Annotated in this window: 19 protein-coding genes and 1 tRNA gene; 16 read left to right on the plus strand and 4 right to left on the minus strand. The window is 28.1% G+C overall.

Features of this window, described 5'->3' with window-relative positions; translation table 11 throughout:
* The 6 genes from BV55_RS0110455 to BV55_RS0110480 all read left to right on the plus strand — a co-directional run bounded on the left by BV55_RS0110455 (position 1) and on the right by BV55_RS0110480 (position 8,647).
* On the plus strand, positions 1-984 hold the full coding sequence (locus BV55_RS0110455; protein WP_029452771.1) for an AAA family ATPase: 984 nt from the start codon (positions 1-3) through the stop codon (positions 982-984).
* Positions 985-987: 3 nt separating this feature from the next.
* Entirely contained in the window at positions 988-1,869 is an 882-nt protein-coding gene (locus BV55_RS0110460) for a DUF58 domain-containing protein (RefSeq protein WP_029452772.1), read from the plus strand.
* Positions 1,870-1,879: 10 nt separating this feature from the next.
* Positions 1,880-3,679 carry a vWA domain-containing protein gene (locus BV55_RS0110465; protein ID WP_029452773.1) on the plus strand — a complete coding sequence of 600 codons (1,800 nt, stop codon included), beginning with the start codon at positions 1,880-1,882 and terminating at the stop codon, positions 3,677-3,679.
* An 80-nt stretch (positions 3,680-3,759) separates the two neighbouring features.
* Positions 3,760-6,582 carry a VWA domain-containing protein gene (locus BV55_RS0110470; protein WP_029452774.1) on the plus strand — a complete coding sequence of 941 codons (2,823 nt, stop codon included), beginning with the start codon at positions 3,760-3,762 and terminating at the stop codon, positions 6,580-6,582.
* Between the two features lie 163 nt (positions 6,583-6,745).
* Positions 6,746-6,822 (plus strand) — tRNA-Ala (locus tag BV55_RS0110475).
* A gap of 172 nt (positions 6,823-6,994) precedes the next feature.
* Positions 6,995-8,647 (plus strand): glutamine--tRNA ligase/YqeY domain fusion protein, encoded by a 1,653-nt coding sequence (locus BV55_RS0110480; RefSeq protein ID WP_029452775.1) that lies wholly within the window; start codon positions 6,995-6,997, stop codon positions 8,645-8,647.
* Positions 8,648-8,842: 195 nt separating this feature from the next.
* Here BV55_RS0110480 and BV55_RS15150 read toward each other — a convergent pair whose 3' ends face one another.
* Positions 8,843-10,249 carry a sensor domain-containing diguanylate cyclase gene (locus tag BV55_RS15150; protein ID WP_207640794.1) on the minus strand — a complete coding sequence of 469 codons (1,407 nt, stop codon included), beginning with the start codon at positions 10,247-10,249 and terminating at the stop codon, positions 8,843-8,845.
* A gap of 246 nt (positions 10,250-10,495) precedes the next feature.
* Between BV55_RS15150 and BV55_RS0110490 the strand changes: the two genes are divergently transcribed.
* Positions 10,496-12,220, plus strand: coding sequence for a methyl-accepting chemotaxis protein (locus BV55_RS0110490; protein WP_051652487.1), 1,725 nt, complete (start codon positions 10,496-10,498; stop codon positions 12,218-12,220).
* A 118-nt stretch (positions 12,221-12,338) separates the two neighbouring features.
* Here BV55_RS0110490 and pssA read toward each other — a convergent pair whose 3' ends face one another.
* On the minus strand, positions 12,339-12,857 hold the full coding sequence (gene pssA, locus BV55_RS0110495; protein WP_029452778.1) for a CDP-diacylglycerol--serine O-phosphatidyltransferase: 519 nt from the start codon (positions 12,855-12,857) through the stop codon (positions 12,339-12,341).
* A gap of 266 nt (positions 12,858-13,123) precedes the next feature.
* On the opposite strand from pssA, the gene BV55_RS15155 reads away from it, so the two are divergent.
* Both BV55_RS15155 and BV55_RS0110505 read left to right on the plus strand, forming a co-directional pair.
* Positions 13,124-14,503, plus strand: a complete 1,380-nt coding sequence (locus BV55_RS15155; RefSeq protein ID WP_051652488.1) for a HEAT repeat domain-containing protein — start codon at positions 13,124-13,126, stop codon at positions 14,501-14,503.
* Between the two features lie 188 nt (positions 14,504-14,691).
* Entirely contained in the window at positions 14,692-15,570 is an 879-nt protein-coding gene (locus tag BV55_RS0110505) for a GGDEF domain-containing protein (RefSeq protein WP_029452780.1), read from the plus strand.
* Positions 15,571-15,715: 145 nt separating this feature from the next.
* Here the strand turns inward: BV55_RS0110505 and BV55_RS0110515 are convergent, their stop codons facing one another.
* Positions 15,716-16,051 carry a hypothetical protein gene (locus BV55_RS0110515; protein ID WP_029452781.1) on the minus strand — a complete coding sequence of 112 codons (336 nt, stop codon included), beginning with the start codon at positions 16,049-16,051 and terminating at the stop codon, positions 15,716-15,718.
* 17 nt (positions 16,052-16,068) lie between these two features.
* Positions 16,069-16,539 carry a YtxH domain-containing protein gene (locus BV55_RS0110520; RefSeq protein ID WP_029452782.1) on the minus strand — a complete coding sequence of 157 codons (471 nt, stop codon included), beginning with the start codon at positions 16,537-16,539 and terminating at the stop codon, positions 16,069-16,071.
* Positions 16,540-16,930: 391 nt separating this feature from the next.
* Between BV55_RS0110520 and BV55_RS0110525 the strand changes: the two genes are divergently transcribed.
* The 7 genes from BV55_RS0110525 to BV55_RS0110555 all read left to right on the plus strand — a co-directional run bounded on the left by BV55_RS0110525 (position 16,931) and on the right by BV55_RS0110555 (position 24,693).
* Positions 16,931-17,341 carry a CBS domain-containing protein gene (locus BV55_RS0110525; protein ID WP_029452783.1) on the plus strand — a complete coding sequence of 137 codons (411 nt, stop codon included), beginning with the start codon at positions 16,931-16,933 and terminating at the stop codon, positions 17,339-17,341.
* A 78-nt stretch (positions 17,342-17,419) separates the two neighbouring features.
* On the plus strand, positions 17,420-18,190 hold the full coding sequence (gene yaaA / locus BV55_RS0110530) for a peroxide stress protein YaaA (RefSeq protein WP_029452784.1): 771 nt from the start codon (positions 17,420-17,422) through the stop codon (positions 18,188-18,190).
* A 119-nt stretch (positions 18,191-18,309) separates the two neighbouring features.
* Complete coding sequence (gene rpsA / locus BV55_RS0110535) at positions 18,310-19,569, plus strand: 30S ribosomal protein S1 (protein WP_084170542.1); 1,260 nt, start codon at positions 18,310-18,312, stop codon at positions 19,567-19,569.
* A gap of 155 nt (positions 19,570-19,724) precedes the next feature.
* The gene (locus BV55_RS0110540) at positions 19,725-20,273 is read left to right on the plus strand and encodes a tetratricopeptide repeat protein (protein WP_029452786.1); all 549 of its coding nucleotides are present in this window, start codon (positions 19,725-19,727) and stop codon (positions 20,271-20,273) included.
* 5 nt (positions 20,274-20,278) lie between these two features.
* Positions 20,279-21,136: a response regulator gene (locus BV55_RS0110545; protein ID WP_029452787.1), complete on the plus strand. Its 858-nt coding sequence runs from the start codon at positions 20,279-20,281 to the stop codon at positions 21,134-21,136.
* Between the two features lie 142 nt (positions 21,137-21,278).
* Entirely contained in the window at positions 21,279-22,733 is a 1,455-nt protein-coding gene (locus BV55_RS0110550) for an aminoacyl-histidine dipeptidase (protein WP_029452788.1), read from the plus strand.
* A 157-nt stretch (positions 22,734-22,890) separates the two neighbouring features.
* Positions 22,891-24,693: a M3 family oligoendopeptidase gene (locus BV55_RS0110555; RefSeq protein WP_242850874.1), complete on the plus strand. Its 1,803-nt coding sequence runs from the start codon at positions 22,891-22,893 to the stop codon at positions 24,691-24,693.
* Positions 24,694-24,718 lie beyond the last annotated feature (25 nt).

A 24,718-nucleotide genomic window follows, 5' to 3' on the forward strand; every position in this document is an offset into this window, starting at 1 on the left:
ATGGAATTGAATAAAGAGTATATAGATAAGGTTATAGATAAGATAAAGTCTTGTGAAGATGAAATATCCAAAGGCATAATTGGACAAAAGGATATAATAAGGCAAGTTATAGTAGGTATTTTAAGTGAGGGGAATATACTACTTGAGGGTGTTCCAGGGCTTGGTAAAACTGAACTTGTGAAGGTCTTATCTAAGGTATTAGATCTTTCCTTTTCAAGAATACAATTTACTCCAGATCTAATGCCCTCTGATGTGGTAGGAACTAACATGATAGTTAAAGAAAATGATACAAATGAATTTAGATTTGAAAAGGGACCAATATTTGCGAACTTAGTTTTAGCAGATGAAATAAATAGGGCAACACCTAAAACTCAGTCAGCATTATTAGAAGCTATGCAAGAAAAGACTGTAACTGTAGGTAAAAATACTTATAAGTTATCAGAACCATTTATGGTTTTAGCAACTCAAAATCCTATTGAAATGGAAGGCACCTATCCTCTTCCAGAAGCACAACTAGATAGGTTTTTGTTTAAGGTATTTGTGGAGTTTCCTTCTTTAGAAGAATTAAAAAGAATAATGGATATAACTGTTACAAATAAAAAGGTGAAAATTAATGCCATATTAAATGCAGAAGATATACTTAGTATAAGAGAGATTACAAAAGAAATACCTATATCTGATGCAGTTTCTGAATATGCCTTAAAACTAATTTTAGCAACGCACCCAGAATTAAAGAATTCTCCAGAGGTTACTAAAAAGTATATTAGCATAGGATCAAGCCCTAGAGGAGCTCAAGCTATATTTAAAGCTGCTAAAGTTAGGGCTATGATGGAAGGTAGATTTAATGTATCCTTTGAAGATATAAAGATAGTGGCATATCCATCCTTAAGGCATAGAATATTTCTTAACTTTGAAGGACTTTCTGAAGGGATTAATCCAGATGATATTATAAAAAGTATCCTAGAAGAAATAAAGGTAGTATAGAATATGGACTATGATTTATTTGATAAAGATTTTTTTAAAAGATTACAAAATATAAATATAAATCTAAATATGAGATTAAGCCTTGGTAATAAGGGAGGAAGAAAATCAAATTCAAAAGGTACATCCCTAGAGTTCTCGGATTTTAGAGAGTACACACCAGGAGATGACATAAGGCGTATAGATTGGAATGCCTATGCTAGATCTGAAAAATTATTTATAAAGTTATTTATGGAAGAGAGGGAAGCTGAATTTAACTTTTTTATAGATAGTAGTAAGTCTATGGATTTTGGTGAGTATAAAAAGTCTAATGAAGCCCTTAAGATAATAGGAGCACTTTCATATATAATACTAAATAATCTTGATAGGGTTTGTGTAAATTTAATAAGTAGTGAAGGGTTAAGCAATATAAAATCTGGAGCAGGTAAGCCTTTATTACAAGACTTATTAAGGGAGCTTTCAAAAATAGAATTTAAAGGCACAAATAGTATATATTCAGCTATAAAAGATTTTAGACCAAAAAGAAAAGGGGTATCTATTTTGATATCTGACTTCTTTCATAAAGAATCTTTAGAGGAATCTATAAGGTATTTGGTGTATAAAAAGCAAAAGGTAATTTTAATTCATGTATTATCAAAAGAAGAGCTTTACCCTACGTTAAATGGAAATCTAAATTTATTAGATTCTGAAAGTGATGAAAGTGTTAGAGTAAACTTAAATCCTTCAATATTAAATATCTATGAAAGGAAGCTATTAACCTTTAAAGAAGATATTAATAGCATAGCAACTAAGTATGGCGCAACTTATGTACCTATAAGTTCTGAAGATTCTATTGAGAAGATAGTATTTAAAGATTTAACAGTTCAAGGACTAATAAATAAAAGATAGGGGTGAGAGTATGAAATTTGTAAATTCATGGCCACTTATATTTTTGACTTTTATCCCTTTACTTATATTTTTATATCTTTTGAAACAAAAGTCACAAGATCATATTATACCAAGTACGTTTTTATGGAAAGAAGTATATAAGAATGTTGAAGTATCTACTCCTTTTGAAAAATTAAGATATAATATAATGCTTTTACTACAACTTTTAACTATACTATTTTTAACTTTTGCATTAACAGACCCATTTTTATCTATGATGGGTAGTGATTATAAAAATATAATAATAGTAATGGATAGCACTGGTAGTATGACTGCAACCTATGGGGATGTTACAAGAATTGAAGAGTCTAAAAGACGTGCTGAAGAGTACATAGATTCTATAAATACAGATGCAGAAGTTACAATAATAAATGTAGCAGAAAAGCCTTCTATAGAGCTTTCTAGTTCTAAAGATAAAAGTTTAGCAAAAGATAGGGTGAAATCTATAAAGATAAAGTCTGTAAGTGGAAATATAGAGGACAGTTTAGCTATTATAAGAGCATTAACCAAGGAAAGCGAAAGCTATGAAGCTATATTTTTCACTGATAAAGCTTTAGATATAGAAGACATAAATGGTAAAGTAGTTGATTTAACACAAAAGTCAAGTAATGCATCATTAGATTTTCTTTCTTATAGTGAAAATAAAGAAGAACTTAAGGTACTAGTTAAGGTAACTAATAGGGGAAGCTATGAATACACTTCTGATGTAGCTTTATATGGGGATGAGAAACTTTTAGATATAAAATCTATAACTTTAAATCCAAAAGAAAGTAAAAATGTTCTCTTTGATAAAATATACTTTAAAGGAGATATACTTAAAGCAGAACTTACAGAAGAAGATAGCATAAAAGAAGATAATTTTATATTTGAAAAGGTATTGAATGAAGATAAGAAAAAGGTTCTTCTTGTTACAGAAAAAAATATATTTCTAGAAAGAGCTTTGCAAACTATACCTAGTATAGATATTTATAAGACAAATGAAGAATCAAATATAAATAAAGAAGATAAATATGATCTTTATATATTCGATAATATAACACCAACAAACATTCCAAAGGGCGGAAATCTACTTCTTATAAATCCTGAAAGTAATTCTATATTTAATGTTAAAGAAGAGCTTCAAGGAGGGGATGGAGTAGTAACTAAAAGTAGCCTTAGTAAGTATACTGAAGGGTTGAAATTTGCTATTAAAAGTTATAAGGAAATAGAAAAACCAAATTGGGCTGAGGAATTTTTAAGGGTAGAAGAAGACAGCCTAGGATTCATAGGGAATTATAATGGAAAGGTTGTAGGGGTTTTAGGCTTTGATCTTCATAACTCAGATTTGACACTTAAAGCTGAATTTCCTATATTAATTCATAATGTAGTAGGAAGACTTTTAGATAATGGAATGTTAGATAAATATAGCTTTAAATCAGGAGAAGAGGTTAAGATAAATGCTAGAGTAGATGGTGAAGCAGTTAAGATCACAAATCCTAAAGGTGAAGAGGAGATTATAGATTTAAGGTTTCCTTTAAAGCCATATAGAGGAACAGATATTATAGGAATTTATGAGGTAGTTCAAAACATAAATGAGGAAAGTATAAAAACATCATTTACAGTAAACTTTCCAACAGATAGTGAGTCAAACATTGAAGAAGAAAACAAATCAATAGATAATTTAAAAGAAAACAAATCTATAAAAGGTGGATTAAACCTTAGGGTATATTTAATAATACTATCTTTAATAATTATTTTTATTGAGTGGATTTTATATTTAAAGGGATATTAGGAAAAAGCAAAGATTAGATCTAAAAAGATAGAAGGGAGAGTATGGTTAAGTTTTAATGCTTTCTTAACCAATAGAAATTAGTGAACTTAGAGATAATAAGACCTATATTTTTACTCCTCATACCTGTTTTTGTAGCAATTGTTATATACACATTTAAAGATTTAAAAACATTTAGAAAAAGGAATACATTAGCAGCCATTTCTAGGATAATAATATTTACATTATTATGCTTAGCTCTTTCTGGCATAACTATTAAATTAAATATAAAAGATACTTCAACGTTGTTTTTATTTGACGTTTCAGAATCAAATAAAGAATTTAAAGAGGAAGGCGAAAAATTTATAAAGGAATCTATTGAAAGTATGCCTAAAAAGAATAAGGCAGGGGTTATGGTTTTTGGAGATGGAACAATTTTAGAAAAGTTTTTTTCAAAGGGAAATGCATTTAACGGTATTTCAGACATACCACTTTCTACATCAACTTCTACAAATATAGAGGATGCTATTACAAAAGCTTTATTAACTTTTCCAGAAGAAAGTGCTAAAAGACTAGTAATTATAACAGATGGTGAAGAAAATAAAGGAAGTTTACTTAAAACAGCTTCATCATTAGAGACTCAAAATGTAGAGGTTAAGGTTTATAAAGTAAATAAAAGTGAAAAGCCTGAAGTATACGTAGATAAGGTAAGTATACCAGAACGTATAAATATAGGTGATGAATTTTCAGTAGTTATAACAATAGAAAGCAATGTAAAAACTTCTGCTAAGGTTTCGCTATATTCAGATAGAACTAAAAAGGCAGAGCAAAGTGTAGATGTTGAAAAAGGAAAAAATAACTTTGTTTTTAAAGATATTCAAGACTCGGGAGGCTTTAAAAGTTATAAGGTAGTAATTGAGCCCACTTTAGACAGTGAAGTAAAGAATAATGAATATCTTACATTTACTAACGCAGAAGAAAAACCAAAAATCTTATTAATTGAAAGTAAAGATGGAGAAGGAAAAGAATTAGAAAATATATTTTCTACGCTTTCTGTGAATTACAGTAAGATAAATTCAAAAGAAGCACCAAGAAACCTTAAGGAAATGCTAGAGTTTAAATCTATAATTACTGCTAATGTACATATAGATGATATTAATAAGGGGTTTGTAGATAATTTAGAGGATTATGTTAAGGAATATGCCGGATCTTTTATAGCTACAGGGGGAGAAGATTCTTTTGCTTTAGGAGGCTATTTAAATACACCTTTTGAAAAGGTACTTCCGGTTTACATGGATATGCGTGGTAAAAAGGAAATACCTAAAATGGCATTAGCTCTTGTAATAGATCATTCTGGAAGTATGGGTGGCGGAGAGAATATAACAAAACTTGCATTAGCTAAAGAGGCCGCAGAAAAAGCTGTAGAAACATTAAGACCTATAGATGATATAGGAGTTTTAGCCTTTGATGATTCATTTAACTGGGTAGTACCTATTAAAAACAGTAAGGATAAAGAGGATATAAAAAGTAAAATAAGAGGTATAGATGTTAATGGTGGAACAAGTATTTATCCAGCACTAAAGGAAGCTTATGATGGATTAAAAAATAACGATGCAAAGATAAAGCATATTATACTCCTTACAGACGGACAGGATGGGTTTAATCAATACGAAGATGTACTTAGTACTGGTAATGATGAAAAGATAACCTTATCTACAGTGTCAGTAGGATCAGATGCAGATAAAACTTTACTACAGAACCTAGCAAGCCTTGGTGGAGGAAGAAGCTATCATACGGACATATACACAGATATCCCACGTATATTTGCAAAAGAGATCTTTTTATCATCGAAGTCATACTTAAACAATAGGGAGTTTACGCCAAAATTAACTAGCCCTCATAATATATTAAATGGAGTTGCAAAGGATGGGTTTCCAACTCTACTTGGGTATGTAGGATCTTCAGCAAAAGAAACTTCTAGTATAATACTATCTTCAGATGAAGATGATCCTATACTTACAGCCTGGCAGTATGGACTTGGAAGATCTGTTGCATGGAATTCTGATATGGCTGGAAGATGGAGTAAAAATTTATCTAGCTGGAATAAGACCACTAAGTTATGGCAGAATATACTTAACTGGTCTATAGAAAGCTATGGTGATGGAGAAGGAATTATAAGCGTTAATATTACTGGAAAGCAGGCATTTATAGAATACGAAACAAAAAATAAAGGGGAAAGCCAAAAAGTGAATGCTTTAGTAACTAGTGAAAAAGGCGAAAAATCGGATTTGTATTTAGAAGTTACAAAACCTGGGAAGTATTCTGGGGTTTTAGATCTTAAGGAAACAGGCTTTTATAGTTTAAATATAAGAGAGATAGAAGACGAAAAAGTAATTAATAGTCAAAATACCACTATTGCTATGCAATATTCTCCTGAATATAAGTTTTTTAAAGATAAAGGAGCATTAGATAAGCTAGTAGAGGAGACTAAAGGTACCTTTGTAAAATCTTCTGATGAAATATTTAATTCCAGCTTAGAATCTGTATGGAGTAGAATAGATTTAAGCAATATACTTTTATCTATGGCACTTGTTTTATTTATCATAGATATAGCGTATAGAAGATTAAATTTAAATACCAAGCTATTTAAAGTGAAGGGAAAAACAGGTAAACAATATAAAAAATCAAAAAAGAGTTTTAAGAAAAACATTAATAATGAAGATAAAGATACTATTAAGGGTAAGTTAGAAAAGGTATCTAATAAAGACTTTGTTAAATCAAATTTTAATACATTAGATGAAACTGAAAATAATAAAAAAGATATTGATACTAATAAAGATAATAAAAAACAAAATTTAAGTGAAAAATCTAAAACCTTAGATACTTCTTCTTTACTAAGAAAAAAAGAGGAAAGAAATAAATATTAAAGGTCAACTAGGTAATTATATGTAATTGCCTAGTTTCTAGATAAGTAGCCACAATTCAATATAGACTAGATTTTTATTCCTAATAACTATATAATAGGTATAGTTAAATTATTTTAATTCGTGACATGTTAAAATGTTATAATTAGAGATAAGGTAAAAGTATGGGGGTATAGCTCAGTTTGGGAGAGTGTTTGAATGGCATTCAAAAGGTCGGGGGTTCGATCCCCCCTATCTCCACCAATTGAATTAGTCTAAATAAGATTAAGCCTATATTATATAAGAATATTTAAAATAGAAGTGAAATATGAGATGAGTTTAATTTTTATGATATAGTATATAGATAGATGATCTTATTTTAATTGCTGAATTAAATTAAAAAGGTAATAGAATACTAAGAAGGGAATGGTCACAAGTGGAGATTAATAATAATACTTCAAATTTTATAAAGAACATAGTAAAAGAAGATATAGATTCAGGAAAGCATAAAGAAATAGTAACTCGTTTTCCACCAGAACCTAATGGATACTTACATATAGGTCATGCAAAATCAATAGTTTTAAATTTTGAACTTGCAGACGAGTTTAAAGGAAAAACAAATTTGAGGTTCGACGATACAAACCCTATTAAAGAGGATACAGAATATGTAGAATCAATAAAAGATGATGTGAAATGGCTTGGATTTAAATGGGATGAACTATATTTTGCATCGGATTATTTTGAAGAGATGTATGATAAAGCTAAATTGCTTATTAAAAAAGGTAAAGCTTATGTTTGTGATTTAACACCAGAAGAGATGAAAGAATACAGAGGAACCTTAACTGAACCTGGAAAAGAAAGCCCTTATAGAAATAGATCAGTAGAAGAAAACTTAAATCTTTTTGAGAAGATGAAAGATGGAGATTTTAAGGATGGAGAAAAGGTATTAAGAGCTAAAATAGATATGGACTCTCCAAATATGAATATGAGGGATCCTATAATATATAGAATATCTCACACTAGTCATCATAATACTTTGAATAAATGGTGTATATACCCTATGTATGATTTTGCGCATCCATTAGAAGATGCTATAGAAGGAATAACTCATTCAATTTGCACCCTAGAATTTGAGGATCACAGACCTCTTTATGACTGGGTAGTAAAAGAATGTGAAATGAAAAGTGTGCCAAGACAAATAGAATTTGCAAGGCTTAATATTACAAACACTGTAATGAGTAAAAGAAAACTAAAATTATTAGTTGATGAAAAGATTGTAGATGGATGGGATGACCCAAGAATGCCTACCATAGCGGGGCTTAGAAGAAAAGGATATACGCCTGAATCTATTAGAAACTTTTGTAGAGCCATTGGAGTTGCTAAAGCTAGTAGTCTTGTAGACTCTCAAATGTTAGACCATTTTATAAGAGAAGATTTAATGCCTAAGGTTCCAAGAACTATGGCAGTACTAAAACCTTTAAAGCTTATAATAACAAATTATCCTAAAGACCAAGTAGAAATGCTGGATATAGAAAATAATGGAGATAACCCTGAAGCAGGAATAAGGAAGGTGCCTTTTTCAAGCGAAATTTATATAGATCAAGATGATTTCATGGAAAACCCTCCAAAAAAGTATCATAGATTATACTTAGGTAATGAGGTAAGACTAAAGGGTGCTTATTTTGTTAAGTGTAATGATGTTATAAAAGATGAAGAGGGAAATGTAACTGAGATACATTGTACCTATGATGTAGAAACTAAGAGTGGTAGTGGATTCACAGGGAGAAAGGTAAAAGGAACTATACACTGGGTAGATGCTAAGATGGCTAAGAAGGCAGAATTTAGACTATATGAGCCTTTAATATTAGACGATGAAGAAGGAGCTGAAGGAAAGCATTTCTTAGAACAAATAAATCCAAATTCTATGGAAATATTAGATGGATTTGTTGAACCATTTATGGAAGATGCAAAAGCTCAAGATAAATTTCAATTAGTTAGACATGGTTACTTTAATGTAGACGAAAAGAGTAATGAAGATAAATTGGTTTTAAATAGAATAGTTTCTTTAAAAAGCTCATTTAAATTATAATTAAAAAATTAATATAGGTTTAAAATGCACTCTATAAAGTAGAATTTTGAAAAGTTCTACTTTATAGAGTGTTTTTTGTAGGGTAGAATAAAAGATCATAAAGTAATCACAAATTACATTGAAAAGGTTCAATGTAATAGTATTTCTGGATTAGGTTTTATAAATATGAGTTATTGATATCAACTATATGAAGAATTATTTAAATATATGAATTTGATTTCTACCATTTCTTTTAGCAAGATAAAGAGCTTCATCAGCCATTTTTATTAAAGAATCTTCAGTTATATTATCATTTGGTAGTATTGAGGATATCCCAATGCTTAAACTGATAATAGGAGTGACTTTAGAATATAAATGAGGAATACTTAGATATTCTAGAGAACTTTTAATACTATTAGAAATAATTAATGCTGCATCATCATTACTGTGGGGCATTAATATTACAAATTCTTCTCCACCGTAGCGGGCAGCTAAAAAAGGTGTGTTTTTTGTCAATTCGTTTATCAGCATTGCAACTTTTTTTAAACATTGGTCTCCTTCAAGATGACCATAATTATCATTGTAAAGCTTGAAATAATCTATATCCATCATTATTAAAGATAAATAGGTCTTGCTATCTTTACACTGCTTAAAGAAAAGAGATAGATTTTCATCAAAAACTCTTCTATTCGATATACCTGTAAGTCCATCTATTTCAGACAAGGTTTTTAATTTTAGTTCTATGTTCTTCCTTATGGTCACATCTTTAAAATTCCAAAAGTGACCCTTGTATTGGTTATCCATATTTATAGGAATGTAATCTATTTCTAAGGTTCTACCATCTTTTAGATAAAACTCATTGTTAATAAAAAGAGTTTTATTATATTTGACTTTGCTCATAGTACTAATAAAATAAGTAGGATTCGAAAACTCATACTTAATAATATCCATGAAATAGTTTTCATTTTTTTCCACTAAATATTTAGGTGACAAATCTAATCCGAATAAATCAATAAGTGCTAAATTTGAATAAGTTATTTTACCATGATCATTTTGAGCTAATATTCCTGAATTAAGATTTGATAATAAGGAGTCTAGCTGAGATGAGGTATATTTAAGTTTGTTATAAGTGGAATTATAATTATTTATGTATTCAGCTATTAAGTATGCTAAAAACAAAGATAGTGTAGAAAATAAAACGTGAAAAGGAAATAATTTCAGTACTTCATTATTATCTTTTAAATTAAGTATAAGCGATAGTAATATTAAAATTAAAGATGATATATTGGCATATCGAATTTTTTTTAGGCTAGTTATCTTTTTAGTAGATATTAAATAACAAACTAAAGACAATATTAGTGTGATTATTGATGCTATAATGCTAGTAGAATTAAATCCTATAAACAATCTTCCAAGTATAATTATAACTGTAGTTATAAAACCAGATATGGGATTTGAATAAATAAAGGACATAATAATAGCAAGATGTCTTAAATCTACTATGGTATTATTTTTGAGTGAAATGCTAAAATGCATTAATACTAGGCCAAGCATTCCGAAGGTTACCCCTGAAATTACGCTATCTAAATTTTTGTTTTTAAAGGATAGCTTGGGGATTATCATACCATTAAAAAAGAGGAAGGAAATAAAAGTTACCATATTAATAAAAAAACTGTCTAACATATACTACACCTCAATATATAAGTAATTAAATATAAGTTAAGTATAACATGGGTTAATATATATATAAACAATTCAAAAGAAATACATATAATCTGTACTGATATAAAATAAAAGTATTGAAAAGTATATCCAAAATTGTTAACATAGTGTTAAAAGCAAAATATAACAGAAGGAGATTAAACTATTATGATGAAAAATATTAAAATCAAAAGCAAAATTACAATAGGTCTTATAACTGTTATGCTAATTATGTCATTTGTTATTATTATAGCCTATGATGGCAACGTTAAAACAAATAAACAAATAAACCAGAACATGTATACTTATGAAATTATAAGAGAAGCAGATTTACTTACCACAAGTATTGTAGATATGGAAACGGGTATTAGAGGATACGGTATAACTGGTGATAAAGAATACCTAGAGCCATTTAACAATGGAAAATTAGAAGTAAAGGAACATTTGGATAGATTAATTGAATTAACTGAAGGAGACGAAGAGCAACAAACAAGACTTGCAAGTCTTAATATTTCTGTGAATAGCTGGATTGTAAGAGAAGGTGAAGCTTTAATGGGAATAAGAAATAAGGTTAATTCAAATGAACTCCCTCCAGATAGAGTTGCATACTTTATGAGTACAAAACAAGGTAAAAAAAGTATGGATGATATAAGGAGTATTTCAAAGGAACTTGTACAAGTAGAAAAAGATAAATTAGATGTTAAAATAAATGATATGAATAGTTGGCAAGTAAAAGCTAAAACTGTAATGATTTTAGGTACACTTATAGCATTCATAATAGGTTTTATTGCCATATACATAGTGGTTAGATCTGTAACAGGACCTATTAATCTCCTTCAAAAAGAATTAGATGGACTAGCTAGTAGTGGTGGAGACCTTACTAAAACAATAGACATAACCTCAAAAGATGAAATAGGGGATCTTGCCTCTAGTTTAAATAGGTTTATTCAAGAAATTAGATGTATAATCTTACAAGTTAATGAAAACGCATTATCTGTGAAAAACAATGTGGGAAATATAACAGAATCCATGATGTCATTAAATAATGAGATATTAGATGTGAGTGCTAGTACTGAAGAGCTCTCAGCTAGTATGGAAGAAACAGCTGCAGCTACAGAAGAAATGAATTCATCAGCAGATGAAATAGCTAAGATAATAGAAGATTCATCTAAGAAGACTGAGATAGGAGTTAAACAATCAGATGAAATAAGGGAAAGAGCAGAAAATATAAGAAATCATGCAGAAATTTCATCTAAAGAATCTTATGAAATATATGAAAAGAGCAAAGAAACTTTAGAAAATGCTATGGAGAAATCTAAGGTTGTAGAACAAATAAATATTTTTTCAGAAACTATATTAGAAATATCATCAAAAACCAACCTTTTAGCTTTAAATGCAGCTATAGAAGCTGCCAGGGCCGGGGAGGCTGGTAGAGGCTTTTCAGTTGTTGCTGAAGAAATTAGAAATCTTGCAGAACAATCAAATGAAACAGTATCCAAGATTAAAGCCGTTACCTTTGAGGTTGTAGATGGGGTAAAAGAACTTACGAAGTCTTCTTCAGATATATTAGAATTTATAAATAATAAGGTTATAAAAGATTATGAGAATCTAGTAAGTATTGGACAAGGATACAGTAAGGATGCAGATTATGTATCTACTACAATGCAGGATTTTAATTCTATGCTAAAATTAATTGAAGAATCCCAAAATAGTCTTTTACAGGTCATCGAAGATATAACTCACACCTCCTATGAAGGAGCAGAAAATACATCTAGCATATCTGAAAAGGCTCTAATGGTAAGAGAAAACTCTGAGGCAATAGTTGAAAGTGCAGAAGGAGTTAGCAAAAATTCAGACAAGCTTTTAGAATCAGTTTCAAAATTCAAAGTTTAATAAATAAAGATATGAAAAGCTTTTACAAAGTAACAAATAAAAAACTATCTGTAAACTTTACAGATAGTTTTTTATTTGTTACTTATATTATTTTGAGCAAATATAAGTAAACAAATAATTATCTTTTTTGGAATTTTATATTACTTACCATAAGATAAGATAAGATTGCTGCTAATATTACAATTATAGATGGATTCATAAATCTAGCTTTTGTAACAAGTACAAATAAAGCTATTAGTATACCTGCAAAGGTTATTGGTATGCCTTTAAATACACCATCAAAGTCAGAGATGTTATATCTTGCAAGTCTATAAGCACCAGCTATAGGAAAGGCTAATAACACAATGTAACCTAGAAGTCCCATTGATTTAAAACTATATAAATTAAATATTAAAAGTGCAGGTGCTACACCAAATGATATTAAATCACTAAGAGAATCAAGCTCTTTGCCTATTTCACTAGATACATTTAATGCTCTTGCTACCCTACCATCATACCTATCAGCTAAGCCTGCCATTATTATGAATAAGCTTGCTAAAATATAATTTCCATCTAAGGTCATAAGCAAAGACATAACTCCACAACCTAAATTGCTTAATGTAAGGACATTAGGGATAGCATTTTTAATTTTATACATATTATCTAAACTCCTTTCATTAATAAATGTTTATAATTTAACAATATCAGAACTATTTATTGGAGACTGCTAAATTAATTAGTATAATTTTTAAGAATAATAAAACTATACTAATATATATTATAGCATCATTAAGTAGAAATAACATTACCTCAACCTTAAAAGAACCTTAAACCATAAAAAGATAAATTAAGTGTAATCAATAATATTTTATTTTTAATACAATATATGTTAACATAAAAATAAAAACGTAAAAGGTGATATGTATGATTAATGATTTGAATATGACACCCTATGAATTAGGGGAGAGCGGAAATGTAGAAAATATAGTACATATTATAGAATATATAAAAGATGGAAGCATTAATGAAAAAAGGTTAGCCGCATCTGCTCTTAGGAAAATGTCTGTTTATTATAAAGAAGATTGCAATAAGGCTATAGACTATCTTATACAAAATTTAAATACTACAGCGCCACAGCTTAGACAATACTCTCTAAAAGCATTAAAAGAATTAGATTTAAGTGAGGAACATTTATTTATTTTAAAAAAACACATAAAGAAAGAGGATAAACAGTATAATACTATCATATATGATGAAATTTTCAGCAAGTATCAATATGGTAAAAATGATATTATAAAAGAAACTATTTGTGCTAATAATTTATCTAATTTGTCTATAATGGAGTATTTTAATGGTACAAAGGAGATTCCTTTAAAGTTAAAAGAAGATTATAAAAATAAATCACAAGTATTTATAAATAATCTTTATGAATCAGCACAGTTAATAATAAATGATAAAACACTTTTAGGAATTTTTAAAAAGAGATATTGTGTAAATAAATATTATACGCTTCAATCTTTAAGCAAAGAATATAATCTACCTAGAAACTATATTGAAGATTCTATGGAAAATTGTATCAATAAGATTGCAGAGTCCATAAGCGAAGAATTGCAAAAGGAAGATCGTGGAGATAAATTTATAAACTTATATAATAGTATTACACATATTCTTAAAATGGAGGAAAAAAGGACATTTATAGAGAGATTAGTTTTATTTTTATATTGGGGATTTCCTAAAAGTCATTTAAAACTTATGGTTAAAGTAATAATGATGATTATTTATAATAATCCAAAAGAATGGAAACAAGAATCTGTAATCTCATCTTATGAAAAGTTTCTAGATAATTTACATAAAAGCAAACTAAAAGATGATTTTAGAAAGATATTATATAAAAATGTTTTTTGGCCAGAAAATATAAAGATACTAGGCATAGAACAATTTAAGATCATAAATACTATTGACTATTTAAAAAAGGATTTAGAGAAAAAAGGTAAATTTATTAAAAGTGAAAAGCTGAATATGAATATATATTATAAGTCTTTATATCAAAAAGATTTATTGAAAAATTTAGAGTTACTAGAAGAAGTAATTTTTTATAGCACGTTTAACTTCAGATTAAAAGGGCATAGTGATGGAGAGTATTATATTAATGATATTTTTTTTGTTTTGAAGGATGGAAGATCGGTTGTAGTTCTTACACCTATTAATGAAAAAGATTTAACCAAAGTAAATAAAAATCGGGACTTAGCTTTTGAAAATTTATGCAAAGAAAAAGGCCTGGGTATATGGATATTTAAATCTTAGTAGTTTATTTAGTAGCTTATAATGGAACTGTATTAATTAAATTTATACATAAGTAATATTTAAAACAAAACATAAGCAGTGAATATTTAAAGCATTGTTTAATTTTATAAGTAAGGCTTTATTAAAAGAATATAGGTATGATATACTATATAATAAATGTTATATTGTAGTTGAAAGGTGAGTTTATCATGAATAGTTTAGAAGATATAATTAAGAATGTTAAATTATTAGAAAACCTTTATGATGATTTAAGAATAGTAGATCCTATAAAAAAGAAGGTAGTTTATCATAAAGGAATTAATAATGTTCCTGTTGATAAAAATTGCTATGACTTTTGGAGGAAAAAAAGCCATTGTGAGAACTGCATATCTTCAAGAGCTTTAGTAGAAAAAGATAATTGTGTAAAGATTGAGTATACTGGGAATAAGGTTCTTTTAATTATGGCAACTAAGATACTCTATAGCGATAATAGATATATACTTGAAACATTTAAAGATATAACCAATATAGGGATTATAGCTGATATAGAAAATAAGTCAGAAGAATATATATTAAGCTACATTAAAGATATGAATAACAAAATTATAAGAGATGATTTAACTGGTATATATAATCGAAGATATATAAATGATAAATTACCTGTAGATATACTTTCTGTTAAATTATCTAAAATACCTTGTACAGTTGTAATGATTGATATAGATGATTTTAAAATAATAAATGATGAAAATGGTCATATTATAGGAGATAATGTATTAAAAGATTTTAGCCAGTTTATAAATAACGAGGTTAATAGTGTAAATGGATGGATAGGTCGTTATGGAGGAGAAGAGTTTTTTATTTCACTTCCTAACATGGATAAAGAGCATAGTCTAACTTTTATTGAAAAAATAAGATTGGGAATAGAAAACCTATGTTTTAATTATGAAAAAAGGTGTCTTAAGGTCACTATTAGTGGGGGGATATATGAGATTAAAGGATCTGAAGAAATAAATGAAGTTTTTAGAAATGCTGACAACAGACTTTATAATGCTAAACATAAGGGGAAGAATCGTATAGAAATGTAATTCTAAAAATAATACATTATAGATATAAGGGGGAGTAACAATGAAAAATAAATCGAAGTTTACCATAACTCTATTAGCTTTAACAGCATTAGTTTCTATAATAAATAATGATAAAAAGGCTAAAAGGGAATAGGCTCTTTAGAGCCTATTTAAAAAATACATTTTTAACTATTGATATTATCTCTTTTAAAGTAATAAGATAACCTTCTACATCGTCCTTTATGTCTATAGCATCTGCGGTTGTAGTAGTTAGAACTTCGCTTATATCCTTAATATTATCTGTAATCTCTGCTATGTTTTGGGAAGCTTTAGGAAGGTAATTTGTGACTTTATTTATATTTAATTCATTTTCACCTAGAATTTTGTCTACTCTAGCTAAAACTTTACTTAATTTGTTTAAGGCCATTATTAAATATATTAATGCAGCAGCAGCTAGTATACCTAAGATTGTATAGCCTAAACCTGAAAATGTTACATACATCTTAAAATCTACCTCCTTTACTTTTCAGAATTATTAGCGTTAGAGTCATCATTTTTTTCTTCTACATAATCTTTTATCTTTGATTTAGCTTCTTTATAATTTTCTTTAGCATCTTCCTTAGTTTCATTTACAACGTTTTGTACTTCTGATGCAGTTTCTTCAACGATATCTGCAGCATCTTCTACAACTTCTTTTGATTCGTTTAATTTACTTTTTATTTTAGCCTTCGCTTCAGCACTTTTACATTTAAAATCCTCAGCCTTAACTTTAATATTTTCGCCTAAACCTTGAGTTTTATCTTTAACAGTATCATTTAAGTTTTGAGCAGCGTTTTTAATGTCCTCTCTAGTGCCCTTGCCAGACTTTGGAGCAAGTAATACTCCTGCAAGCGCACCTGCAGTTGTTCCGATTAGTGCATTTGTTAGAGCACGCGTTCTTTCTTTTCTTTTAATTTCTTTTTTCTTCTTTTCTAACATTGATTTTAACATTGAATATACCCCCTTAGTTTCTTTCAAATAAAATAAATATCGTGGATTATAAAGAGTAAGACAGAAATTATTAACAACTAATGAAAATTACTTTTTAATAGATATTATGTACCATTATATCTACTTTTTTTGCTTAATTCAACATATTAAATTAGTTTTAGGGGAATTGATTAATTATTTAGAGTTATTGGTACATTGATAATAATGATTTTATCAATGTACCAATAAAGTTTATTGATTTTAGTCACTTATATATGAGATATACATAATATGATACTGTGTATTATTAAAGTATTTGTAAAGTTTTTAAATTTGTTTATTATTAATGAAATTTTATGATAAAATATACTTAGAGAATAAAAAGAAATTTTTCAAGAGGAAAGGATTTAAAATGAATATTGCATTTTTTATTACACCTAAAAATGATGTTGTCCATGAAACTTTAGATGCTACAATGAGACAAGTATTAGAAAGGATGGAGTATCACGGTTATACAGCTATACCACTTATAAACTCGGAAGGTAAATATGTGGGGACATTGACAGAGGGAGATTTATTATGGAAGTTAAAAAACACTCCAGAACTTACTTTTAAAAATACATCAAAGGTAAGTATCGAAGATGTGCCAAGAAGAACAAAACATAAATCTGTATCTATAAATGCTAATATTGAAAGTTTAATATCACTTTCTATTAGTCAAAACTTTGTTCCGGTGGTAGATGATAATGGAATATTTATAGGAATAATCAAGAGAAGTGATATAATAAACTATTGTTATCAAAATATGGAAAGCTTAAGTTAATAATATTAAAGAAAACTACTTCTTTTTAGAAGTAGTTTTAATTATTTATAGAAAAAATTTTGAAAGGAAAATATACTTATGAAAATGATAGTTTCACCAGCAAAATCTTTAGAATTTAAGAAACATATACCTTATGAAACTTATTCTAAACCAGAGTTTTTAAATTGTGCTGAATATTTAATAGAAGAATTAAAAGAATTATCAAAAGAAGAGATAGGAAATCTCATGAATATTAGCTATAAGCTATCAGAAATTAATTTTTATCGTTATAAAAGTTGGAATAAAAATTTACATGAAGGTACTAGGCAAGCTATATATGCTTTTGATGGAGATGTTTATAAAGGTTTAAATTCCTATGAGTTTAATAAATCAGAAATAGATTTTGCTCAAAACAATCTTAGAATATTATCGGGACTTTATGGTGTTCTTAGACCTTTAGATTTAATAAAGCCTTATAGATTAGAAATGGGTATTAAATTAGAAAATGATAAAGGAAATAATTTATATAAATATTGGGAGTATAGATTAACTAATTATATTAATAATGATTTAAAAGAAGATAAAGAAAAGATACTACTAAACTTAGCATCAAAAGAGTATTCTAAAGTTCTCAATAGAGGGTATATGGATAAAGATATAAAAATAGTATCTCCTGTATTTAAGGAGTATAAAAATAATAATTATAAAATAGTAGCTATATATGCAAAAAAGGCAAGAGGGTTAATGGCTCAGTATATAATTAAAAATAAAATAAATAAACTAGAAGAAATAAAAGAATTTAATTTAGAAGGATACGCGTTTAGGGAAGATATGAGCACTAAAGAGACCATAGTTTTTACTAGAGGGTAACTATTTGAAGTAATTTTTCCATATAAAGACATTTGAAAGTGAAGGAAAAGTACGCAGGAGCTGTTTTTATGATATAATTTTAATGTAGATATATAATTTTATGATTAGGAGTGGATTTTATGGAAAATAATATAAAAAATGAAGAATTAAAAGTAGAGGACATTGTAAAAGATGAGGTAACTAAGGAAAACCATGAAATAGAATCACCAGAAAAGGTAGATATAGTAGATACAAAGGAAGAAGAAATTACTAAGGATTCTTATGATTTTAAAAAGATTCAAAAAGATGACATTATAACTGGAACTGTAATTAAGGTAAATAAAGAAGAAGTATTTGTAAATATAAACTATATGGCAGATGGTATAATACCAAAATCTGAAGCTATAGAGAATGTTGAAGAAGAATTAGATACTTTATTTAAAGAAGGTGACAAAGTAAATGTGTTAGTAATGGAAATAAATGATGGCGAGGGAAATGTACTTTTATCTAAGAACAAAGCCGAAGCTATTAAGGTTTGGGATGACTTTGAAGAATCTTTAAAAGACTCTACTTTGTTACAAGTAATGATAAAAGAGGAAGTTAAAGGTGGGCTAATAGCATATATAAAAGGTGTTAGATTATTTTTACCAGCATCTCATGTTTCAATAAGACATATAGATAACCTAAAAGATTTTATAGGAAAATCTTTAGATGTTAGAGTGATTGAATTAGATAGAGCAAAGGGAAATGTAGTAATTTCTAGAAAAGTAGTAGAATTAGATGAGCAAAACAAAAAAAGTGAAGAACTTTGGAAAGAACTTAAAATTGGCGAAAAAAGAAATGGTGAGGTAGTTAGGTTAGCAAGATTTGGAGCTTTTGTTGATATTGGTGGTATACAAGGGTTGGTTCATATATCTGATCTTTCATGGAAGAGGATATCAGATCCACAAGAAGTAGTATCTGTAGGGGATGAAGTTCAAGTATATATATTGGATTTTGATAAAGAAAAAAATAGGGTATCACTTGGACTTAAAGATTTAGAAGAGGATCCTTGGAACACAGTAAATACTAAATATAAAGTAAATGATATTGTTGAAGCAAATATAAGTAACATTGCAAAATTTGGAGCATTTGTTGAAATAGAGCCAGGAGTAGAGGGCCTTGTACCTTTAGGCGAAATACAAGAAGAAAGAGTAATAAATGCATCTGATATCTTAGAAAAGGGTCAAAAGGTTAAAGTTAAGATATTAAATATGGATGTTGATGCTCATAGAATAACATTAAGTATAAAAGAGGCCATTGATGATGGAATAGATTATTCATCCTTTAATGAAAAGGGAGACAATATAACTCTTGCTGATATATTAGGAGATAAATTAAAAAACTTTAAAATAAAGTAACATAACAATTAAAATAAGAGAAGATTACGAAAGTGATCTTCTCTTATTTTAATTTTAATATAGATTTTAATAATAACTATAATAAGTTGAAAAATTATGTTAAAATACAATATATTATATCTTATTTTAAGAAATATTGTAAGAGGTGGATTACTATGAGCGTTGAAAATAAAACAAAAGAATTTATGCCCTATGGAAATGCATTTTATTTTGAAGAACCAAAACTAAATAAAAGAAAATGTATTTCAGGATTAATCATGTTAATACTTTTCTCATTAATAAACCCTTTGCTAATAATAGGAGTTGTAATTTATCTTTTTTATATAATATACAAGATAAGAGTGTATAAATCTAAAGAAAGTGTAGAGGTTTCAAATGCTATAAGCCTATATAAAAGAGGAAGTTATAAAGAAAGTTTAATACATATAAATAAGGCCATAGAAGAAAGACCCAATAATTCTAAGTTTAATATAATTAAGGCTTTAAATCATTTTAAACTAGGAGAATATGAAAAGTATATAATTTGTATAAATAAAGTTCCCTATAAGATTTTAAAAAATGATTTGGATTTACAATTAAAATTAGGAGAAAGCTATGAAAAAATAGAAGAGCATGAAAAGGCAAAGGATATGTATGTGCAATTGCATGAGATATTTCCAAAAAGCTCTTATTTAAAAGAAAAAATAAACAATTTAAGTAGGTGAATGTGTTGAAAAGAGTTGTAATTTTAGATAGTAAGCATTACATAAGATATAGAGTAAAAGAATTAATAGGAAAAGAAGACATGGAAGTATATGAAGCCTCTAACTATTCCCAGCTTTTAACTAGACTTGGAGAATTAAAAAATTCTGTAGACCTTATAATTATTGAAATTAATTTAAAAGAAGAGGATGGAATAGAAGTAATACAAAAGATTAAAAAGAAAAAGATTGATATTCCATTTATGGTACTTACAAATCTTAACACTATGGATGCATTTTCAAGAGCTATAAAAGAAGGTGCAGTAGATTATTTTGTAAAGCCTTTTGATGAAATTAAGTTTAATGAAAGGGTAAATAGACATGTTAATGGAGACTTTGGAATAAACCCTATTAGAATAGAGGATGGAAATAAAAAGAATTTACATATTGATGATTATATTGAATATGAGATTGAAAAAGCCAGGTCTAAAAAACATTCATTATCAATTATAATGACGGTATTTTTTAAATCATTAAGGGATTTAACTATGGATATAAATAATGATAACATGCTAATTGAAGATTATGTTTATGGAAAATTAAAAAGTATATTGCCAGAAGTGCAATATTTTGAAAAGTACGGTTTTAGAACTTTTATAGGGATTTACCCCAATACTGATGAGAAAGGTATAAATGCATCATCAAGAAATATGCTTGATAAAATTAAAAAGTTAAAAGATATGGATAGTATATTAAAAGAATATTATTTTGATAATGTTGAAATAACATTTCCATCAGAAGGTATAGATAAAAAACAAATAATAGATAGGTTAACAAATAAAATGGAAGAAAAAATAAAAGCAAAGCAAAAGCAAACTATAAATTGATTATATTTACAAATTGATTATGATTATAAGTTGATTTATAACATAAATAGTTATTTTGTTTTTATAATGAAAACTATACTCATTTGTGATAGTATGTATATATATTAAGAATATTTTTGATTTATAAGAGAGGAAGGATAATATGGATTATGTATTAAAAAATCTAGAACCTAAACCTGTTTTTAAATATTTTGAGGATATATCGCAAATCCCTCGTGGATCAGGGAATGAAAGAGGAATAAGTGATTTCCTTGTTGATTTTGCAAAAACACGCGGACTTGAAGTAATTCAAGATGACGTACTAAATATAATAATAAAAAAAGATGGTACAAAAGGATATGAAAATTCACCAAGAGTTATAATACAAGGACATATGGATATGGTTTGCGAGAAAAATATAGGTACTGACCATGATTTCGAAAAAGATCCTTTAAAACTAAGAATAAAAGATGATTTTATATATGCAACAGATACTACACTTGGAGCTGATAATGGAGTAGCTGTAGCTTATGCAATGGCACTACTTGACTCTAAGGATATACCTCATCCACCACTAGAAGTTCTTATAACTACCGATGAAGAAACAGGAATGACAGGAGCTTCAAATTTGGATCCTAAAAACGTTGAAGGAAGAATATTAATAAACGTAGATTCAGAAGAAGAAGGAAAACTTCTTGTAAGTTGTGCTGGAGGACTTAGAAACAAAATAACATTACCAGTTTTATTTGAAGATAGTAAGGAATATAAAGGTTTATATACTATCAAAATAAGAGGCCTTAAGGGTGGACACTCAGGTATGGAAATAGATAAAGGAAGAGCTAACTCAAATAGACTCATGAGTAGGATATTAGTAAATCTTTTAGAAAATATAGATTTTAGATTAATTTCATTAAATGGTGGATCTAAAAATAATGCTATACCAAGAGAGATGGATGCTGATATAGCTATAAACCCTAATGATTATAAAAAGTTAAATGAAACTATTGAACAATATAATAAGATCTTCAAAAATGAATATAAGACTGTGGATCCTGATGTTAAAGTGTCTTTAGAAAAGATCAATGAAGATAAAAAAGTATTTTCAAAAGATTGTACTGAAAAAGCTATAAGACTTTTATATATGATACCAACAGGGATACAATCTATGAGTATGGATATAAAAGGATTAGTTCAATCATCTACAAATCTAGGAGTTGTAACTACAACAAAAGATTCTGTGGTATTTGATAGTGCTGTTAGAAGTTCCATTGCTTCTTTAAGAGAAGATATATTACTTCAATCAGAAATGGTAGCAAAACTTTTAGGCGCTACTCTATATACTACATCTTCCTATCCAGAATGGGAGTATGATCCTGATTCTAAGGTAAGAAGAATATGTGAAAAGGTATATAAAGACGAGTATGGCAAGGATGTAGAAATAGTTGCTATTCACGCTGGAGTAGAATGTGGATTATTTGAAGAGAGATTTGGAAAATTGGATATGATATCCTTTGGTCCTAATTTATATGATGTTCACACTCCACAAGAGCATGCTAGTATATCGTCTGTTAGCAATGTTTGGGATTATCTACTTGCTGTATTAAAAGCAATGAAATAAAAAATACAATAGTTGCAGTTTAAAGCCATTTTGGCGTATGTACAAACAAATTAGTGAAGATAAAAATTAAATCATATAAACATTAAGAGCGCTGCATCTGTATTAGATTAAGCGCTCTTAATTTATATTTCAATTAAATTTATTAGGAGGAAGGTTTATGGAAGAAGGAAAACTAAATATGAGTTGGAGCCTTAAAGAGCTTTATCCTTCATTTGATAGTGAGGAATTTATTACCGATATAGAATGTTTAAAAGAAGATATAAGGTTAATAAATATTTGGACTATTAATATGGCTAAAAGTTATGATAAGGTGGAAGATAACATAGAAAAGTATATAGAAAATCAAAATAAAATATGCTCCTTATATACAAGACTTGTTAGTTTTTGTAGTCTTACACTTTCAGCAGATGCTTTAAATTCTACAGCACAAAGGTATTTAGAAAAAGTTGAAAACACATTTCTATCAATGGTAGAAGTTAGTGCCTTATTTAATAAATGGCTAATATCTTTAGATAACATAGATGAATTAATAAATAGTAGAAGTTTAATAAAAGAGCATGAATTTTATTTAAGAGAAATTATAGATAAAAAAACATATGCACTATCTGACAGAGAGGAATCAATAATTTCTAAAATGAAGCAAACTGGTTCAGTAGCCTTTGGTAATTTACAAAAGCTTTTAACATCTACACATAAAGTAGATATAGAAATCGAAGGTAAAATGGAAAGTGTTCCTTTGACGGTTTTAAAAAACTTTGCATTTAGTGATGATAAAGATATGAGAAGAAATTCTTATGAAGCAGAACTTAAAAGTTATGAAAAAATTGAAAAACCTATTGCAGCTGCTTTAAATGGAATAAAGGGAGAAGTAATTACTATATCAAATATGAGAGGATATAAAAGTCCTCTTCACTATACTCTGGTTAATAGTAGAATGGATGAAGAAATCTTAAACGTTATGATGGCCGCTGTGGAAGAAAGCCTTCCTGAATTCAGAAGATATTATGAAAGAAAAGGTGAAATACTGGGTTACAATGGTGGAATGCCATATTATGATATATTTGCACCAGTGGGATCCATTAATAAAACTTATAGCTATGAAGAAGCAAGAGATTTTATAGTATCTAATTTTAGTTCCTTTTCAAATGATCTTGGGGAATTTGCACAAAATGCTTTTGAAAAAAGGTGGATAGATGCAGAGCCTAGGAGTGGTAAAAGAGGGGGAGCATTTTGTAGTAATATTCATCCTATAAAAGAAAGTAGAATACTAAGCACGTTTAATGGCAGCTTTAAGAATGTAACTACATTAGCTCACGAACTGGGGCATGGATACCATGGCCATATTTTAAGTAAAGAAAGTTATTTAAATAGTAAGTATCCTATGCCAATAGCAGAAACAGCTTCATTATTTTGCGAAACATTAGTAAGAGATGCTGCCATAAATAATTCAGATAAAAAGATGGCATTTACTATTTTAGAAGGTGAGATAAATAACTCAAGTCAAGTTGTAGTAGATATATACGCAAGGTTTATATTCGAAAAAGCTTTATTTGAAAAGAGAAAAAATAGCGCTTTATCTTTAGAAGAAATAAAAGGTTTGATGATTGAATCACAAAAGAAGGCTTTTGGTACATCAATAATAGATTCTACATTAAGTCCTTATGCTTGGATAAATAAACCTCACTACTATTATGCTGAAAGAAATTTTTATAACTTTCCGTATACATTTGGATTGTTATTTGCAAAAGGACTTTTTGCTAGATACAAAAAGGTAGGCTTTAAATTTACGAAAGAATATGATAAACTGTTATCTATAACTGGCAAAGCTAGTTTAAAAGATATTGGGAATTCTATTGGTATTGATATAACTAAAATTGAGTTTTGGAGAGAATCTTTAAATGGTATAAAAGATAATATACAAAGATTTGTAGAATTAAGCAAAGATAAAGATGTTCTTTAAAAGTTTGGTTTTTAAAAAGCCTTTG

It is taken from the genome of Clostridium algidicarnis (assembly GCF_000703125.1).
Taxonomy (GTDB): Bacteria; Bacillota; Clostridia; order Clostridiales; family Clostridiaceae; genus Clostridium_L; species Clostridium_L algidicarnis.

Excerpts from the sequence above, each read along its gene's own strand:
- BV55_RS0110555 (WP_242850874.1), top strand. The coding sequence starts at position 22,891 with ATGGAAGAAGGAAAACTAAATATGAGTTGGAGCCTTAAAGAGCTTTAT.
- rpsA (WP_084170542.1), top strand. The coding sequence starts at position 18,310 with ATGGAAAATAATATAAAAAATGAAGAATTAAAAGTAGAGGACATTGTA.
- BV55_RS0110550 (WP_029452788.1), top strand. The coding sequence starts at position 21,279 with ATGGATTATGTATTAAAAAATCTAGAACCTAAACCTGTTTTTAAATAT.
- yaaA (WP_029452784.1), top strand. The coding sequence starts at position 17,420 with ATGAAAATGATAGTTTCACCAGCAAAATCTTTAGAATTTAAGAAACAT.
- BV55_RS0110455 (WP_029452771.1), top strand. The coding sequence starts at position 1 with ATGGAATTGAATAAAGAGTATATAGATAAGGTTATAGATAAGATAAAG.
- BV55_RS0110520 (WP_029452782.1), bottom strand. The coding sequence starts at position 16,539 with ATGTTAAAATCAATGTTAGAAAAGAAGAAAAAAGAAATTAAAAGAAAA.
- BV55_RS0110490 (WP_051652487.1), top strand. The coding sequence starts at position 10,496 with ATGATGAAAAATATTAAAATCAAAAGCAAAATTACAATAGGTCTTATA.
- BV55_RS0110540 (WP_029452786.1), top strand. The coding sequence starts at position 19,725 with ATGAGCGTTGAAAATAAAACAAAAGAATTTATGCCCTATGGAAATGCA.
- BV55_RS15150 (WP_207640794.1), bottom strand. The coding sequence starts at position 10,249 with ATGATAATCCCCAAGCTATCCTTTAAAAACAAAAATTTAGATAGCGTA.
- BV55_RS0110460 (WP_029452772.1), top strand. The coding sequence starts at position 988 with ATGGACTATGATTTATTTGATAAAGATTTTTTTAAAAGATTACAAAAT.
- BV55_RS0110505 (WP_029452780.1), top strand. The coding sequence starts at position 14,692 with ATGAATAGTTTAGAAGATATAATTAAGAATGTTAAATTATTAGAAAAC.
- BV55_RS15155 (WP_051652488.1), top strand. The coding sequence starts at position 13,124 with ATGATTAATGATTTGAATATGACACCCTATGAATTAGGGGAGAGCGGA.
- BV55_RS0110515 (WP_029452781.1), bottom strand. The coding sequence starts at position 16,051 with ATGTATGTAACATTTTCAGGTTTAGGCTATACAATCTTAGGTATACTA.
- BV55_RS0110465 (WP_029452773.1), top strand. The coding sequence starts at position 1,880 with ATGAAATTTGTAAATTCATGGCCACTTATATTTTTGACTTTTATCCCT.
- pssA (WP_029452778.1), bottom strand. The coding sequence starts at position 12,857 with ATGTATAAAATTAAAAATGCTATCCCTAATGTCCTTACATTAAGCAAT.
- BV55_RS0110525 (WP_029452783.1), top strand. The coding sequence starts at position 16,931 with ATGAATATTGCATTTTTTATTACACCTAAAAATGATGTTGTCCATGAA.